Source organism: Enterobacter cloacae subsp. cloacae ATCC 13047 (genome assembly GCF_000025565.1).
GTDB lineage: Bacteria > Pseudomonadota > Gammaproteobacteria > Enterobacterales > Enterobacteriaceae > Enterobacter > Enterobacter cloacae.
Window position 1 is genome coordinate 958,999 of the sequence record NC_014121.1, and the last position, 16,081, is coordinate 975,079.

Consider the following 16,081-nt stretch of genomic DNA (forward strand, 5'->3'; position numbering starts at 1 on the left):
TGCGGAGAAAAAGCATGGCGGGGAATGACCGCGAGCCAATTGGGCGTAAGGGAAAACCAACGCGTCCGGCCAAAGAAAAGGTGAGCCGTCGTCGCCTCAGAGATGAGGATTATGACGATGACTATGAAGACGATTATGAGGATGAAGAACCGATGCCGCGTAAAGGAAAAGGCAAAGGGCGTAAGCCTCGGGGTAAACGCGGCTGGTTCTGGCTGCTGCTGAAGCTGTTCATTGTTTTTGTTGTACTGATGGCGATCTACGGCGTTTATCTGGATCAGAAGATCCGCAGCCGTATCGACGGAAAAGTCTGGCAATTGCCGGCGGCAGTGTATGGCCGCATGGTGAACCTTGAGCCTGACATGTCGATCAGTAAGAACGAGATGGTGAAACTGCTGGAGGCCACCCAGTATCGTCAGGTGTCGAAAATGACGCGTCCTGGCGAATTTACCGTGCAGGCGAAAAGCATTGAGATGATCCGTCGTCCGTTCGATTTCCCGGACAGCAAAGAGGGGCAGGTGCGTGCGCGTCTGACCTTTGACGGCGATCGTCTGGAAACCATCGAGAACATGGATAACAACCGCCAGTTCGGTTTCTTCCGTCTCGATCCGCGTCTTATCACCATGCTCTCTTCGGCGAACGGTGAACAGCGTCTGTTCGTCGCCCGTAACGGTTTCCCGGACCTGCTGGTGGACACGCTGCTGGCAACCGAAGACCGTCACTTCTACGAGCACGATGGTATCAGCCTCTACTCCATTGGTCGTGCGGTGCTGGCCAACCTGACGGCGGGCCGTACGGTACAGGGGGCAAGTACGCTTACCCAGCAGCTGGTGAAGAACCTTTTCCTCTCCAGCGAGCGCTCTTACTGGCGTAAAGCCAACGAAGCGTACATGGCCGTGCTGATGGATGCGCGTTACAGCAAGGATCGTATCCTTGAGCTGTATATGAACGAGGTCTATCTCGGTCAGAGCGGTGATAACGAAATCCGCGGTTTCCCGCTGGCGAGCCTGTACTACTTTGGCCGTCCGGTGGAAGAGCTGAGCCTGGACCAGCAGGCGCTGCTGGTGGGTATGGTGAAAGGGGCGTCCATCTATAACCCGTGGCGTAACCCGAAACTGGCGCTGGAGCGTCGTAACCTGGTGCTGCGTCTGCTGCAACAACAGCAGGTGATTGACCAGGAGCTGTACGACATGCTGAGCGCACGTCCGCTTGGCGTCCAGCCGCGCGGCGGTGTGATTTCGCCTCAGCCTGCGTTTATGCAGCTGGTGCGTCAGGAGCTGCAGAGCAAGCTCGGTGATAAAGTGAAAGATCTCTCCGGCGTGAAGATCTTTACCACCTTTGACTCCGTGGCGCAGGATGCGGCAGAAAAAGCGGCCGTTGAGGGCATTCCGGCGCTGAAGAAACAGCGTAAGCTGAGCGATCTGGAAACCGCGATGGTGGTGGTTGACCGTAACACGGGTGAAGTCCGTGCGATGGTGGGCGGGGCTGAGCCGCAGTTTGCAGGTTACAACCGTGCTATGCAGGCGCGTCGTTCGATCGGTTCACTGGCGAAGCCAGCAACCTATCTCACTGCCCTGAGCCAGCCAAATCTGTATCGCCTGAATACCTGGATTGCCGACGCGCCGATCTCCCTGCGTCAGCCTAACGGCCAGGTCTGGTCACCGCAGAACGATGATAAACAGTTCAGCGGCCAGGTAATGCTGGTGGATGCGTTGACCCGCTCCATGAACGTGCCGACGGTAAACCTTGGGATGGCACTGGGTCTGCCTGCGATAGTTGATACCTGGCAGAAGCTGGGCGTCGCTAAAGATCAGCTGCACCCTGTGCCAGCCATGATCCTGGGGGCGTTAAACCTAACGCCAATCGAAGTGGCACAGGCGTTCCAGACCATTGCCAGCGGTGGTAACCGTGCACCGCTGTCAGCCCTGCGCTCGGTGATTGCCGAAGATGGCTCCGTGCTGTATCAGAGCTTCCCGCAGGCGGAACGCGCCGTTCCGGCGCAGGCAGCCTACATGACGCTGTGGACGATGCAGCAGGTTGTGCAGCGTGGTACCGGCCGTCAGCTGGGGGCGAAGTATCCGGGCCTGCATCTGGCGGGCAAAACCGGGACGACCAACAACAACGTCGATACCTGGTTTGCCGGTATCGATGGTCGTGAAGTGGTGATCACCTGGGTGGGCCGCGACAACAACCAGCCAACCAAACTGTATGGTGCGAGCGGGGCGATGTCGATTTACCAGCGTTATCTGGCGAATCAGTCTCCGGTGCCGCTAAACCTGGTTGCGCCGGAGGATATCGTGGATATGGGCGTGGACAGTTCCGGAAACTTTGTCTGTGGCGGCGGTATGCGTACCTTGCCTGTCTGGACAACGAACCCGGATTCCCTGTGCCAGCAGAGTCAGCCAGAGCAGCCGACGGGCAACCCGTTCGACCAGTCTTCTCAGCCTCAGCAGCCGCAGCAACAACAGCCGCAGCAGCAGAACGAGAAGAAAGACAGCGACGGTGTCGCGGGCTGGATTAGAGATATGTTCGGCGGTAACTAACCGTTCAAGGTCCCCCCGAAAGGGGGGATTTTTTTACCCGTTTTCCCCATTTTATTAACCCTCGTTTTAATTCTGATTAACCCTTCGTTTTCTCCTGGTTATTTCTTAAACCCTTAATTCTCGTAGGGCCGCTTCCTGCTTGCTATGCAGCCAACGTTTCGCCTATTATGCTGCGGTCATAATAATAATTCTCGTTTACGTTATCATTCACTTTTCTATCAGAGATACACCATGGCGCTTTCCAATACTGCTCAGCCAATTAACACGTCGCTGCGTAAAATCGCAGTTGTCGTAGCCACAGCGGTTGCCGGCATGTCTGCTTATACCCATGCTGCCGAAACCCCGAAAAAAGAAGAAACCATCACTGTCACTGCCGCTCCGGCTGCACAGGAAAGTGCCTGGGGGCCAGCTGCTACCATCGCAGCAAGACAATCCGCGACCGGGACCAAAACGGACACCCCCATTCAAAAGGTACCGCAATCTATTTCAGTGGTAACAGCCGAAGAGATGGCACTGCATCAACCGCGCTCGGTTAAAGAAGCATTGAGTTACACCCCTGGCGTTGCGGTAGGCACCCGTGGTGCATCAAACACCTATGACTACTTGATTATTCGCGGTTTTGCGGCCGATGGTCAGTCTCAAAATAACTACCTCGATGGCATGAAAATGCAGGGGAACTTCTATAACGACGCCGTTATTGATCCTTATATGCTGGAGCGCGCCGAGATCATGCGCGGTCCGGTTTCCGTTCTGTACGGCAAAAGCAGCCCTGGCGGTTTGCTGAACATGGTCAGTAAGCGCCCAACAACCGATCCCCTGAAAGAGATCCAGTTCAAAGTGGGCACGGATAGCCTGTTCCAGACCGGGTTTGACTTTAGCGATGCGATTGATGACGACGGTGTTTATTCTTATCGCTTAACGGGGGTTGCGCGTTCAAATAACGCTCAGCAGGAGCGTGCGAAAGAGCAGCGTTATGCTATCGCGCCATCTTTCTCATGGCGTCCGGATGATAAAACCACATTTACCTTCCTCTCTTATTTCCAGAACGAGCCTGAAACGGGTTACTACGGCTGGTTGCCAAAAGAGGGGACAGTGGAGCCACTGCCAAACGGTGAGCGTTTGCCGACTAACTTCAATGAAGGGGCGAAGAATAATACCTATTCCCGGAACCAGAAAATGGTGGGGTATAGCTTCGACCACGAATTTAACGATACCTTCACCGTGCGTCAGAATCTGCGCTTTGCCGAGAACAAAACTTCGCAAAACAGCGTTTACGGCTATGGCGTCTGCACCGATCCGGCAAATGCTGGCAACAAACAGTGTGCGGCGCTTGCGCCTGCTGATAAAGGCCATTATCTGGCGCGTAAATATGTTGTCGATAATGAGAAATTGCAGAACTTCACCGTTGATACCCAGTTGCAAAGCAAATTCTCTACCGGCGAGGTGGACCACATACTGCTGACTGGCGTTGACTTCATGCGTATGCGGAATGACATCAATTCCTGGTTTGGTTATGACGATTCTGTTCCGCTGCTGGATCTCTATAATCCTGTGAACAGCGATTTTGATTTCGGTTCAAAAGATCCGGCTAATTCAGGTCCTTATCAAATCCTTAATCGCCAGAAACAGACGGGTCTGTATGTTCAGGATCAGGCGCAGTGGGATAAAGTGCTGGTAACCTTGGGCGGTCGTTATGACTGGGCCGATCAGGAGTCCTATAACCGTGTGACCAATACCACCTCCAAACGTGATGATACCCAGTTCACCTGGCGTGGCGGTGTTAACTACCTGTTTGATAACGGTGTAACTCCTTACTTTAGCTACAGCGAATCGTTTGAACCGGCTTCGCAGACTGATGCACAGGGTAAACTGTTCTCGCCATCTAAAGGCAAGCAATACGAAGCGGGCGTGAAATACGTTCCGAGCGATCGTCCGATCGTTGTCACCGGTGCGTTGTACCAGCTGACCAAAACTAACAACCTGATGGCGGACCCGGCGGGTTCTTTCTTCTCGGTTGAAGGTGGTGAAATCCGTGCCCGTGGCGTAGAGCTGGAAGCGAAAGCAGCCCTCTCTGCGAGCGTTAACGTTGTTGGCTCCTATACCTACACCGATGCGGAATACACGACAGATACTAACTACAAAGGCAACACACCAGCCCAGGTGCCGAAACACATGGCATCTGTATGGGGTGATTACACAATGTATGATGGTCCGCTGTCTGGTCTGACGCTGGGCACCGGCGTGCGTTATACGGGCTCAAGCTATGGTGATCCGGCTAACTCCTTCAAAGTGGGCAGCTACACCGTCGTTGATGCGCTGGTCAGGTACGATCTGGCACGCGTTGGCATGGCGGGGTCAAACGTGGCGCTGCATGTGAACAATCTGTTCGATCGTGAGTACGTTGCCAGCTGCTTTAACACCTACGGTTGCTTCTGGGGTGCTGAGCGTCAGGTTGTGGCTACCGCGACCTTCCGCTTCTAATCTCTCTTCGGGCACGGTTCGCCGTGCCCTTTTTATTTAAGTTGGCTGATATGCAGGATAATAAAACGCAATCCGATACCACCTTTACGCTCAATCAACTCTCCTTTCGTGTTCCCGGGCGCACCTTGCTGCATCCGCTCTCGTTGACGTTCCCCGCAGGTAAAGTTACCGGCCTGATTGGTCACAATGGTTCCGGTAAATCGACGTTACTTAAAATGCTGGGCCGTCATCAGCCGCCTTCTGAAGGGGATATTTTGCTGGACGAACAGCCTCTGGAGAGCTGGAGCAGTAAAGCCTTTGCGCGCAAAGTCGCCTATCTGCCGCAGCAATTGCCTCAGGCAGAAGGGATGACGGTGCGTGAGCTGGTGGCGATCGGGCGTTATCCGTGGCATGGCGCACTCGGGCGCTTCGGTGTCGCCGACAGAGAGAAAGTGGAAGAAGCGATTGCGCTGGTGGGATTAAAGCCGCTGGCGCACCGTCTGGTCGACAGCCTTTCCGGGGGCGAACGTCAGCGCGCGTGGATTGCGATGCTGGTCGCGCAGGACAGCCGCTGCCTGCTGCTCGACGAACCCACTTCCGCACTGGATATCGCTCATCAGGTTGATGTTCTCGCGCTGGTTCATCGCCTGAGCCAGCAGCGTGGCCTGACGGTTATTGCGGTGCTGCACGATATCAACATGGCGGCGCGCTACTGTGATTATCTTGTCGCCCTTCGCGGCGGGGAGATGATTGCCGAGGGTTCGCCGTCTGAACTGATGCGGAGCGAAACGCTGGAACACATCTACGGTATTCCTATGGGGATCCTGCCTCATCCTGGCGGGGCTGCTCCGGTGAGCTTTGTTTACTGATGCTGAATTCTACCTTGTTGAGCCGCCGTCGCCTGCTGACGGCCATGGCACTTTCACCGCTGCTGTTAAAGATGAACCTCGCGCGGGCTGCTGCCGTCGATCCACACCGTATTGTGGCGCTGGAGTGGCTGCCTGTTGAACTGATGATGGCGCTGGGCGTCACGCCGTATGGCGTGGCCGATATTCCCAACTACCGGCTGTGGGTGAACGAGCCGGCGCTACCCGATTCGGTCATTGATATTGGTCTGCGTACGGAGCCTAATCTTGAGCTGCTGACGCAGATGAAGCCGTCATTTCTGTTCTGGTCCGCGGGTTATGGCCCGTCAGAAGAGACAATGGCGCGTATTGCCCCTGGGCGGGGATTCTCCTTCAGTGACGGTAAAAAACCGCTGACGATGGCGAAAAACTCCATCAACGAGATGGCGCATTTCCTCAACCGTGAGGCGGAAGCCAAACAACATTTCGCAGAGTTTGATGCTCTGATTGACGCCCTGAAGCCGCGTTTTGCCCATCGCGGAGACCGCCCGCTGCTGATGGTGACGCTGCTGGATGCGCGCCATATGCTGGTCTTCGGCAAAAACTGTCTGTTCCAGGAAGTGCTCGATAGCTTTGGCATTCCTAATGCCTGGGAAGGGGAGATGACCTTCTGGGGCAGCACCGCCGTCGGTATCGACCGTCTGGCGGCGTTCCGCGATGTGGATGTGCTGTGCTTCGATCACGGCAACGAGCGTGAAATGCAGGCGCTGATGGCGACACCGTTGTGGCAGGCGATGCCGTTCGTGCGTGAGCAACGCTTTACGCGTGCACCGGCGGTCTGGTTCTACGGCGCGACGCTGTCGGCCATGCACTTCGCCCGGGTGCTGGATAACGCGCTGGGGGGAAAAGCATGAGTACGCGTATTGCCCGTTTCCCGGCGCTGTTGCTGGCTCTGATTTTCCTGACTGCGCTGGCTTTGACCTGGTTTAACCTCTCGACCGCCTTACCGCGCGGGCAGTGGGGCGCGGCCCTGGCTGCGCCGGATATCGATAATATTCAGCAAATGCTGTTCCACTACAGCCTGCTGCCGCGTCTGGCGATTTCGCTGCTGGTCGGGGCCGGGTTAGGGCTGGTGGGCGTCCTGTTCCAGCAGGTTTTGCGTAACCCGCTGGCCGAGCCTACAACGCTTGGCGTCGCGACCGGTGCCCAGCTTGGGATCACGGTGACCACGCTGTGGGCACTGCCTGGCGCGTTAACCTCGCAGTTTGCCGCGCTTGCAGGCGCGTGCGTGGTAGGCGCGCTGGTCTTCGGCGTGGCGTGGGGGAAACGCCTCTCGCCAGTGACGCTGATCCTCGCAGGGCTGGTGGTGAGCCTCTACTGTGGGGCAATCAACCAGCTGCTGGTGCTGTTTCATCACGATCAGCTGCAAAGCATGTTCCTGTGGAGTACCGGCACGCTGACCCAGACCGACTGGAGTATTGTGCAGCGTCTGTGGCCGCAGCTTGTTGGCGGCGCCATGTTGACGCTGCTGTTGTTACGTCCGCTGACGCTGATGGGGCTGGATGACGGCGTAGCCCGTAATCTGGGGCTGGCGCTCTCCCTGGCGCGTCTGGCGGCGCTGACGCTGGCGATCGTCCTCAGCGCATTGCTGGTTAATGCGGTTGGGATTATCGGCTTTATCGGGCTGTTTGCCCCGCTGCTGGCAAAAATGCTCGGTGCGCGTCGCCTGCTGGCGCGACTGCTGCTGGCCCCACTGATTGGAGCGCTGATCCTCTGGCTTTCCGATCAAATCATTCTCTGGCTGGCGCGCGTCTGGATGGAAGTCTCTACCGGGTCGGTAACGGCACTGGTTGGCGCGCCGCTGTTGCTGTGGCTGTTGCCACGTCTGCGCAGTATGAGCGCTCCCGCGATGGACGCGGGGGATAAAGTTTATGCCGAGCGTCAGTCGGTGCTGTGGTTCAGCCTCGCCGGGCTGGCGGTGCTGATCATCGTCTCGTTTGTGGCGCTTGCTTTCGGGCGCGATGCGACGGGCTGGCACTGGGCAACGGGCGATTTGCTCCAGGAACTGCTGCAGTGGCGCTGGCCGCGGATCCTCTCGGCGTTGATTGCCGGGGTGATGCTGGCGGTCGCGGGCTGTATTATCCAGCGCCTGACCGGCAACCCGATGGCCAGCCCGGAAGTGCTGGGGATCAGTTCGGGAGCCGCGTTTGGCGTGGTGCTGATGCTGTTCCTTGTGCCGGGAAATGCCTTTGGCTGGCTGATGCCTGCCGGAAGCATCGGGGCGGCGGTGACGCTGATGATCATTCTGATTGCGTCAGGCCGCGGCGGGTTTTCGCCTCACCGGATGCTGCTGGCCGGGATGGCGCTCAGCACCGCCTTTACCATGCTGCTGATGATGTTGCAGGCGAGCGGCGATCCGCGGATGGCGAAGATCCTGACCTGGATCTCCGGCTCAACGTACAACGCCACCGGCAGTCAGGTGGTGCATTCCGGGATCGTGATGATCGTGCTGCTGGCGATTGTGCCTCTGTGCCGCCGCTGGATGACGATCCTGCCGCTGGGGGGCGAAACCGCACGTGCGGTCGGCATGGCGTTAACGCCAACGCGCGTCGCGCTGTTACTGCTGGCGGCGTGCCTGACGGCCACGGCCACCATGACCATTGGTCCACTGAGTTTTGTTGGGTTGATGGCGCCGCATATCGCCAGAATGATGGGATTCCGTCGGACGATGCCGCATATCGTGATGTCTGCCCTGACGGGCGGGGTGATGCTGGTGGTGGCGGACTGGTGCGGAAGAATGGTGCTGTTCCCGTATCAGATCCCGGCAGGTCTGCTGTCGACCTTTATCGGCGCGCCGTATTTTATTTATCTGTTGAGAAAGCAGAGTCGGTAATAAAAGTAAACGTCAATCCTAAGATTGACGTTTTAGGGTTTGCTCCCTCTCCCGGTGGGTTGAGGGGTGGGGTGAGGGCGTCACGCCGCACGTGCTTACAACTTCGCAAACACCTTACGCGCCGCGTCGATGGTGTTATTGATATCCTCTTCGCTGTGCGCCACGGACATAAAGCCAGCTTCAAAAGCAGACGGCGCCAGATAGACGCCTTCTTCCAGCATCAGGTGGAAGAAACGCTTGAAGCGTTCAACGTCGCACTTCACCACGTCCTGATAGCTTGTCACGGTTTGGGCTTCCGTGAAGAAGATCCCGAACATCCCGCCCACGTGGTTTACCACCAGCGGAATACCCGCCTCTTCAGCCGCTTCCAGCAGACCGTTTGCCAGCTGCGTCGTGCGCTCAGTCAGGGTTTCGTGAATGCCCGGCTGGGAGACTTCTGTCAGGCAGGCGAAGCCCGCCGCCATAGCAATCGGGTTACCGGAGAGCGTACCCGCCTGGTAAACCGGCCCCGTTGGTGCCAGGGCTTCCATCACATCCTTGCGCCCCCCGAATGCGCCCACTGGCATACCGCCGCCGATGATTTTGCCGAGACAGGTCAGATCCGGCTCTACGCCGTAATAAGACTGGGCACCCGCGAGCGCGACGCGGAAACCGGTCATCACTTCGTCGATAATCAGCAGCGCGCCAAATTCATCGCACAGGGCGCGCAGGCCCGGCAGGAAATCGGGCTGCGGTGGAATGCAGTTCATGTTGCCCGCAACCGGCTCAACGATGATGCAGGCGATCTCCTGTGGATACTGCTCGAATGCCGCACGAACGGTGTTCAGATCGTTATAGGTGCAGGTGAGGGTGTGTTTCGCGAAATCAACCGGTACGCCCGGGGAGTTTGGCTGACCAAGGGTCAGTGCGCCGGAACCCGCTTTCACCAGCAGGCAGTCCGCATGGCCGTGGTAGCAGCCTTCAAACTTGATGATTTTGTCGCGACCGGTAAAGCCGCGCGCCAGACGAATAGCGCTCATGGTGGCTTCGGTACCGGAGTTCACCATACGCACCATGTCCATGGTTGGCACCAGCTCGGTCACCAGCTCCGCCATTTTGACTTCCATCTCGGTAGGCGCGCCGAAGCTCAGGCCGCGCTGGGCCGCTTCAATCACCGCATTGCGGATGGCAGGGTGGTTGTGACCCAGCACCATCGGGCCCCAGGAGCCGACGTAATCGATATAGGCCTTGCCGTCGACATCAAACAGGTACGCGCCATCAGCACGTTCAATAAACAGCGGCGTTCCGCCTACGCCGGTAAAGGCGCGAACAGGCGAGTTCACGCCGCCCGGGATAAGCTCGCGGGCTGCACTGTAGAGGTTTTCAGACTTGCTCATGGCGTCGTTCCTGGTTCGTATAAAATGATTAAGCACACTATTCTAAGTGATCCGCGGAAGGTAATGAAATTTTTGCCCCCTTTCATTGCTAAACAATTTTTAAGTATTTTTCACGGGACGACCTGACGCACTCTGGTAAAATCCCTGCGGCGATTTGTATGACGAAAAGACATGGTAATGAAAGCAGACTCTCCCTCGTTTGAAGAACAACAGTTCCGACGCGCGCAACACCGGATCAGCATCCGGCGCTTGCTTAACCGCGATAAGACACCGCTGGCAATTTTACTGGCCGCCGCTGTAGTCGGTACGCTCGCCGGGCTGGCGGGCGTCGCCTTTGAAAAGGCAGTCAATGCGGTGCTGAACTGGCGTATTGGTACGGTGGCCGGTTTCGCCGACAAAGGATGGCTGGTCTGGGTCTGGGCGTTCGGGTTGTCCGCGCTATTTGCCATGGTGGGCTACTTTCTGGTGCGTAAATTTGCGCCGGAAGCGGGCGGTTCCGGGATCCCTGAAATTGAAGGCGCGCTGGAAGAGCTGCGTCCGGTGCGCTGGTGGCGCGTCATCCCGGTGAAGTTTATCGGCGGCATGGGAACGCTTGGTGCGGGTATGGTACTGGGCCGAGAGGGGCCAACCGTGCAGTTGGGCGGGAACGTCGGGCGCATGGTGGGGGATCTGTTCCGGATGCGCAGCGCGGAAGCGCGCCATACGCTGCTGGCGACAGGTGCCGCAGCGGGGCTTTCGGCGGCGTTTAACGCGCCGCTGGCGGGGATCCTGTTTATCATCGAAGAGATGCGCGCCCAGTTCCGTTACAACCTTATCTCGATCAAAGCGGTCTTTACCGGTGTGATCATGTCGAGCATTGTGTTTCGCATTTTCAATGGCGAAAGCCCGGTGATCGAAGTGGGCAAACTGACCAATGCGCCGGTCAACACGCTGTGGCTGTACCTGATCCTCGGCATGATATTCGGCATAGTCGGCCCGCTGTTTAACACTTTTATTCTGCGTATGCAGGATATGTTCCAGCGCATCCACGGCGGGAATACCACGAAGTGGGTGTTGATGGGCGGTCTGCTGGGCGGCCTGTGCGGCGTGCTGGGGTTCATTGAGCCGAACGCGGCGGGGGGCGGGTTCGGGCTGATCCCGATTGCGGCTGCGGGCAACTTCAGCGTGGGTCTGCTTCTGTTTATGTTTATTTCTCGCGTCATCACGACGGTGCTCTGTTTTTCCTCCGGTGCGCCTGGCGGTATCTTTGCCCCGATGCTGGCGCTGGGAACGCTGCTTGGTACTGCCTTTGGCATGGCCGCTGAGGTCAGTTTTCCGGCATACCATCTGGATGCGGGCACCTTTGCCGTTGCCGGAATGGGGGCGCTGCTGGCGGCCTCCCTGCGCGCGCCGCTGACCGGCATCGTGCTGGTGCTGGAGATGACGGATAATTACCAGCTCATTTTGCCAATGATCATTACCTGTCTCGGCGCGACACTATTAGCCCAATTCCTGGGTGGAAAACCGCTATACTCCACCATTCTTGCACGCACCCTGGCGAAGCAGGAGGCAGAACGGGCCGCAATGCAGAATACTTGAATGAATTACCAGGGTATTAGATAATGACAAAAAGAATTGGGTGAATTTTACCCAATTGCAGTAGCAGTATTCATGGGAGCATAAGATGAGTGATGACGTAGCGTTGCCGCTGGAGTTTACCGAAGCAGCAGCCAACAAAGTGAAAACCCTGATTGCCGACGAAGACAATCCGGATCTGAAACTGCGTGTCTATATTACCGGTGGCGGCTGCAGCGGCTTCCAGTATGGTTTTACCTTTGACGACCAGGTTAACGACGGCGATATGACTATCGAGAAACAGGGCGTCGCGCTGGTGGTTGACCCGATGAGCCTGCAATATCTGGTGGGCGGTTCGGTAGATTACACAGAAGGTCTGGAAGGTTCACGCTTTGTGGTGACGAACCCAAATGCCACCAGCACCTGCGGGTGTGGGTCTTCGTTCAGTATTTAAGCGGGGGCGGGCTGATGCCCTCACACCGGCCCTCTCCCACCGGGAGAGGGAGAAAAGATTAAAAACGGTAACCTTGCGGTTACCGTTTTGCGTTTATCTTCCATTCTCATCCAGCGCGAACGTCGGCAATTTAAGGTGCCAGCGTATCGCCGCCAGACGTATCGCCAGCGTCACCACCATTCCCAGCATGGCTGAATTTTCCAGCGGTATCGCAAAGGTATAGTACGCCGTGGCGTGTACAATCCCGCCAATAATGCAGGCCGTAGCATAGATTTCGGTACGCAGGATCATCGGCACTTCTCGTGCCAGAATATCGCGAATAATCCCGCCGCCTACGCCAGTCAGTACGCCCATGCAGATGGCAACCATGGGCCCTGTACCCGCATTAAAGGCTTTATTCACCCCAATGCCGACAAACACAGCCAGCCCGACGGCATCCAGCACCGGGAGGATCCATTTTGGTAAGCGGCGGGGCTGGCGAACCAGCACGATGGTTAACAGGCAGGTGACCATCGCCACCACCAGATCGGTGGGATCTTTCACCCAAAATACCGGGCCATTATCCAGCGCCATATCGCGGATCGTTCCACCGCCTACGGCGGTCACCACGCCAAGCACCAGCACGCCAAACGGATCCATGCGCAGCTTTCCGGCGAGCAGGACGCCGGAGATAGCAAAAACGGCTGTGCCAAGAATATCCAGCCAATAAACGAGCATCGTTAAATCCTCGAAGGGGGTCTTATGTTAATGACTCTCGGCCAGTGCGGCACAGAGTTGTTTTGCGGCGAGGATAATACGCGGGCTGGCGCGTTCAAACCAGTCGCTGGTGAGAGGGATCACCGGAATTTTTAGCTGGCTTTGCCAGAATTGTTCAATTTTAGGAATCTCGCTCGCATTTCCGACCACAACGATCGCCTGTGGTCGGCGAGCAAGAACCTGTTCCCGGCTGACCTGAGGCCACGGTATTCGGCTGGCCGCAAAGATATTTTCTCCGCCGCACACTTCCAGGACCTGATTCTGAATGGAGCCTTTCCCGGTGGTGAACAGCGGCTGGCTGCCAAACTGCAGAAAGATGCGCTTTTTAACGGGGGTATCGTATTTTGCTTTGAGTGCCGCATAGTCGCTGAGCAGTTGTTTTGCCGCATCCTCGGCCTTGGCCGGGGTTGGGCTGTAGGGCGCCAGAGCGCGTAACGCCTGCGCGACCTGCTCAATGCTCACGGCATCCACCCACATGACCTTGATCCCAAGCGACATCAGTTGATTAACCTGCCGCTCTGCATTGCCGCCACGCCAGGCGAGCACGAGATCGGGCTTAAGCGCCACGATGCGCTCAAGGTTCATCCCTTGCCAGGTTGCGACCTGTTCAATTTGTGCGGCCTGGGGTGGGTAATTGGAAAAGCTGCTTACACCAACCGGGGTGATACCGGCGGCAAACGCCAGTTCGGTGTTAGCGGGGGAGAGGGTAATCACACGCGGCGCGGCGCAGAGCCAGGCCGGTGCGAGCAGAAGCAGGGCGACCAGCGCCCTGATGGCATGTTTAGCCACGAGCCAGTTTCTGCACAAGGCTCTCCACCATCACGGTGGACTGTTTTGCCGCGACAACCAGGAATTCGTCGAAGCTGATATGAGACTGCTGATCGGCCACGTCAGAGATGGCGCGGACCACCACGAACGGGACGTTGAAATTATGGCAAACGTGGGCAATCGCGGTCGCTTCCATCTCAACGGCGATAGCCTGCGGGAAGTTGTGACGGATTTTTGCCAGGCCGACGGAGCCATTGATGAAGGCATCACCGCTCACAATCAGGCCGCGTACGGCGTTGAGGTTCAGCTCAGCAATGCACTCTTCTGCCGCCGCAACCAGCTTATCGTCGGCCTTAAAGCCAGCCGGGCAACCTGGAAGCTGACCGTATTCGTAGCCGAATGCGGTAACGTCTGCATCGTGGTAACGCGCTTCATCGGAGACGACGATATCACCCACTTTCAGGGTCGGTGCCAGACCGCCTGCAGAGCCGGTGTTAACGATCACGTCTGGCTTACAGCGCTCAAGCAACAGCGTTGCGCCCAGCGCAGCAGCAACCTTACCGATGCCTGATTTCAGCAGAGCCACGTCAACACCGTTCAGTTGACCGGTATAGATCTCACAACCCCCCAGAGAGAGAGTCTGACGGTTCTCAATTTTGTCACGCAGCAGCGTAACTTCTTCTTCCATTGCACCAATAATGCCGATTTTCATAGATTTACTCGCGATGTGCCTTGTTAAGATGCATAGTCTATCATGCGCTTAAGGGGAAACGCATTCTCACGCGGGGGAGCACATGTCACAGATCGATTTTCGCACCAAAATTAACTGGCACCGACGTTTCCGTTCGCCGCAGGGTGAAAAGAGCGAACATGAGATCCTGCGTATCTTCGAAAGCGATCGCGGGCGGATCATTAACTCGCCTGCCATTCGTCGTCTGCAGCAAAAGACCCAGGTGTTTCCGCTTGAGCGTAACGCTGCCGTGCGCACACGCCTTACCCACTCAATGGAAGTTCAGCAGGTGGGGCGCTACATTGCCAAAGAGATTTTAAGCCGTCTCAAAGAGCAGCGCTTGCTGGAAACCTACGGTCTGGATGAGTTGACCGGGCCCTTTGAGAGTATTGTTGAGATGGCCTGCCTGATGCACGACATCGGCAATCCCCCGTTTGGTCACTTTGGCGAGGCGGCGATCAACGACTGGTTCAGGCAGCGACTCTTCCCGTCGGATGCCGTCAGCCAGCCGCTCAGTGATGACCGCTGCGTGGTGCGGGATTTACGCCTGCGTGAAGGCGAAGACGGGCTAAACGATCTGCGTCGTAAAGTGCGTCAGGATCTCTGTCATTTTGAAGGCAATGCGCAGGGGATACGGCTGGTGCACTCCCTGATGCGCATGAATCTGACCTGGGCACAGGTGGGATGCATCCTCAAATATACCCGTCCCGCCTGGTGGATGGGCGAAACGCCCGCTTCGCACAGCTATCTGATGAAAAAGCCGGGCTATTACCTCTCCGAAGAGGCCTATATTGAGCGGTTACGTAAAGAACTTTCATTGACTGCAAATGGCCGCTTCCCGTTGACGTGGATTATGGAAGCCGCCGATGACATCTCCTATTGCGTTGCTGACCTGGAAGACGCGGTTGAAAAAAGAATATTTAGCGTCGAGGAGCTTTATCAGCATCTTTATGATGCATGGGGGAAACATGAAAAAGGTTCGCTGTTTGCCCAAGTGGTCGAAAATGCCTGGGAAAAATCGCGTGCAAATACATTAAGCCGGAGCACCGAAGATCAGTTCTTTATGTATTTGCGGGTCAATACATTAAATAAACTGGTGCCTTACGCCGCCTCGCGCTTTATTGATAATTTGCCGATGATTTTTAGCGGCGAGTTCAATCATGCCTTGCTGGAGGATGACAGTAGCTTCAGCCAGTTGCTTGAGTTATATAAACATGTCGCGATGCGTCATGTATTCAGCCACCCCGATGTCGAACAGTTAGAGCTGCAGGGATACCGGGTTATCAGCGGCTTACTGGAAATATATCGCCCTCTGCTGCAATTGTCGGTCGATGAATTCAGCGAGCTGGTGGAACAAGAGCGCGTGCGACGAATACCGATTGAGTCCCGGCTTTATCAGAAACTTTCTACCCGTCATCGTCTGGCTTACGTTGAAGCCATCGGCAAACTGGATCGCCACTCACCGCAGTGGCCGGTGCTCGAATATTATTATCGCTGTCGTCTCATCCAGGACTATATCAGCGGAATGACCGATTTGTATGCCTGGGATGAGTACCGCAAGCTGATGGCGGTGGAATAATCCCGGAGTTTTGTAAAGACGACCAATAAATTTTTACTTTTTCCATAAACTTATCGCCGGAACTAAGCGGTATAAAACGAATCTGAGTTACACAGCAATTTTGCGTTATCTGTAAATCGAGATTGA

General features: G+C 56.5%; 12 protein-coding genes. 8 read left to right on the plus strand and 4 right to left on the minus strand.

Translation table 11 applies throughout. The annotated features are described in order from the left end of the window. Positions 1-14: 14 nt before the first annotated feature. The 5 genes from mrcB (at position 15) to fhuB (ending at position 8,738) form a co-directional block, all read left to right on the plus strand. Positions 15-2,540, plus strand: coding sequence for a bifunctional glycosyl transferase/transpeptidase (mrcB, locus tag ECL_RS04605; protein WP_013095636.1), 2,526 nt, complete (start codon positions 15-17; stop codon positions 2,538-2,540). Between the two features lie 231 nt (positions 2,541-2,771). Then, positions 2,772-5,021 carry a ferrichrome porin FhuA gene (gene fhuA, locus ECL_RS04610; RefSeq protein ID WP_013095637.1) on the plus strand — a complete coding sequence of 750 codons (2,250 nt, stop codon included), beginning with the start codon at positions 2,772-2,774 and terminating at the stop codon, positions 5,019-5,021. Positions 5,022-5,071: 50 nt separating this feature from the next. Continuing rightward, on the plus strand, positions 5,072-5,869 hold the full coding sequence (fhuC, locus tag ECL_RS04615) for a Fe3+-hydroxamate ABC transporter ATP-binding protein FhuC (RefSeq protein ID WP_023620747.1): 798 nt from the start codon (positions 5,072-5,074) through the stop codon (positions 5,867-5,869). After that, the gene (gene fhuD / locus ECL_RS04620) at positions 5,869-6,759 is read left to right on the plus strand and encodes a Fe(3+)-hydroxamate ABC transporter substrate-binding protein FhuD (protein ID WP_013095639.1); all 891 of its coding nucleotides are present in this window, start codon (positions 5,869-5,871) and stop codon (positions 6,757-6,759) included. Before fhuC ends, fhuD begins: the two co-directional genes overlap by 1 nt. After that, positions 6,756-8,738, plus strand: coding sequence for a Fe(3+)-hydroxamate ABC transporter permease FhuB (gene fhuB / locus ECL_RS04625; protein ID WP_013095640.1), 1,983 nt, complete (start codon positions 6,756-6,758; stop codon positions 8,736-8,738). The genes fhuD and fhuB overlap by 4 nt, the downstream gene beginning before the upstream one ends. A 95-nt stretch (positions 8,739-8,833) precedes the next feature. Here the strand turns inward: fhuB and hemL are convergent, their stop codons facing one another. After that, positions 8,834-10,114 carry a glutamate-1-semialdehyde 2,1-aminomutase gene (hemL, locus tag ECL_RS04630; RefSeq protein WP_013095641.1) on the minus strand — a complete coding sequence of 427 codons (1,281 nt, stop codon included), beginning with the start codon at positions 10,112-10,114 and terminating at the stop codon, positions 8,834-8,836. Positions 10,115-10,291: 177 nt separating this feature from the next. Between hemL and clcA the strand changes: the two genes are divergently transcribed. Both clcA and erpA read left to right on the plus strand, forming a co-directional pair. Further along, positions 10,292-11,692, plus strand: a complete 1,401-nt coding sequence (clcA, locus tag ECL_RS04635) for a H(+)/Cl(-) exchange transporter ClcA (RefSeq protein ID WP_023620753.1) — start codon at positions 10,292-10,294, stop codon at positions 11,690-11,692. An 85-nt stretch (positions 11,693-11,777) separates the two neighbouring features. Next, positions 11,778-12,122, plus strand: a complete 345-nt coding sequence (erpA, locus tag ECL_RS04640; RefSeq protein WP_013095643.1) for an iron-sulfur cluster insertion protein ErpA — start codon at positions 11,778-11,780, stop codon at positions 12,120-12,122. A 93-nt stretch (positions 12,123-12,215) separates the two neighbouring features. Here the strand turns inward: erpA and ECL_RS04645 are convergent, their stop codons facing one another. The 3 genes from ECL_RS04645 to mtnN are packed head-to-tail and all read right to left on the minus strand — an operon-like array spanning position 12,216 to position 14,358. Beyond that, complete coding sequence (locus ECL_RS04645) at positions 12,216-12,839, minus strand: TRIC cation channel family protein (RefSeq protein WP_013095644.1); 624 nt, start codon at positions 12,837-12,839, stop codon at positions 12,216-12,218. 27 nt (positions 12,840-12,866) lie between these two features. Then, positions 12,867-13,667 (minus strand): vitamin B12 ABC transporter substrate-binding protein BtuF, encoded by an 801-nt coding sequence (gene btuF, locus ECL_RS04650; RefSeq protein WP_013095645.1) that lies wholly within the window; start codon positions 13,665-13,667, stop codon positions 12,867-12,869. Continuing rightward, positions 13,660-14,358, minus strand: coding sequence for a 5'-methylthioadenosine/S-adenosylhomocysteine nucleosidase (mtnN, locus tag ECL_RS04655; RefSeq protein WP_013095646.1), 699 nt, complete (start codon positions 14,356-14,358; stop codon positions 13,660-13,662). Before mtnN ends, btuF begins: the two co-directional genes overlap by 8 nt. Positions 14,359-14,440: 82 nt before the next feature. Between mtnN and dgt the strand changes: the two genes are divergently transcribed. Next, a complete protein-coding gene (gene dgt / locus ECL_RS04660; RefSeq protein WP_013095647.1) occupies positions 14,441-15,955 on the plus strand; it encodes a dGTPase in 1,515 nt (504 codons plus the stop codon). Positions 15,956-16,081 lie beyond the last annotated feature (126 nt).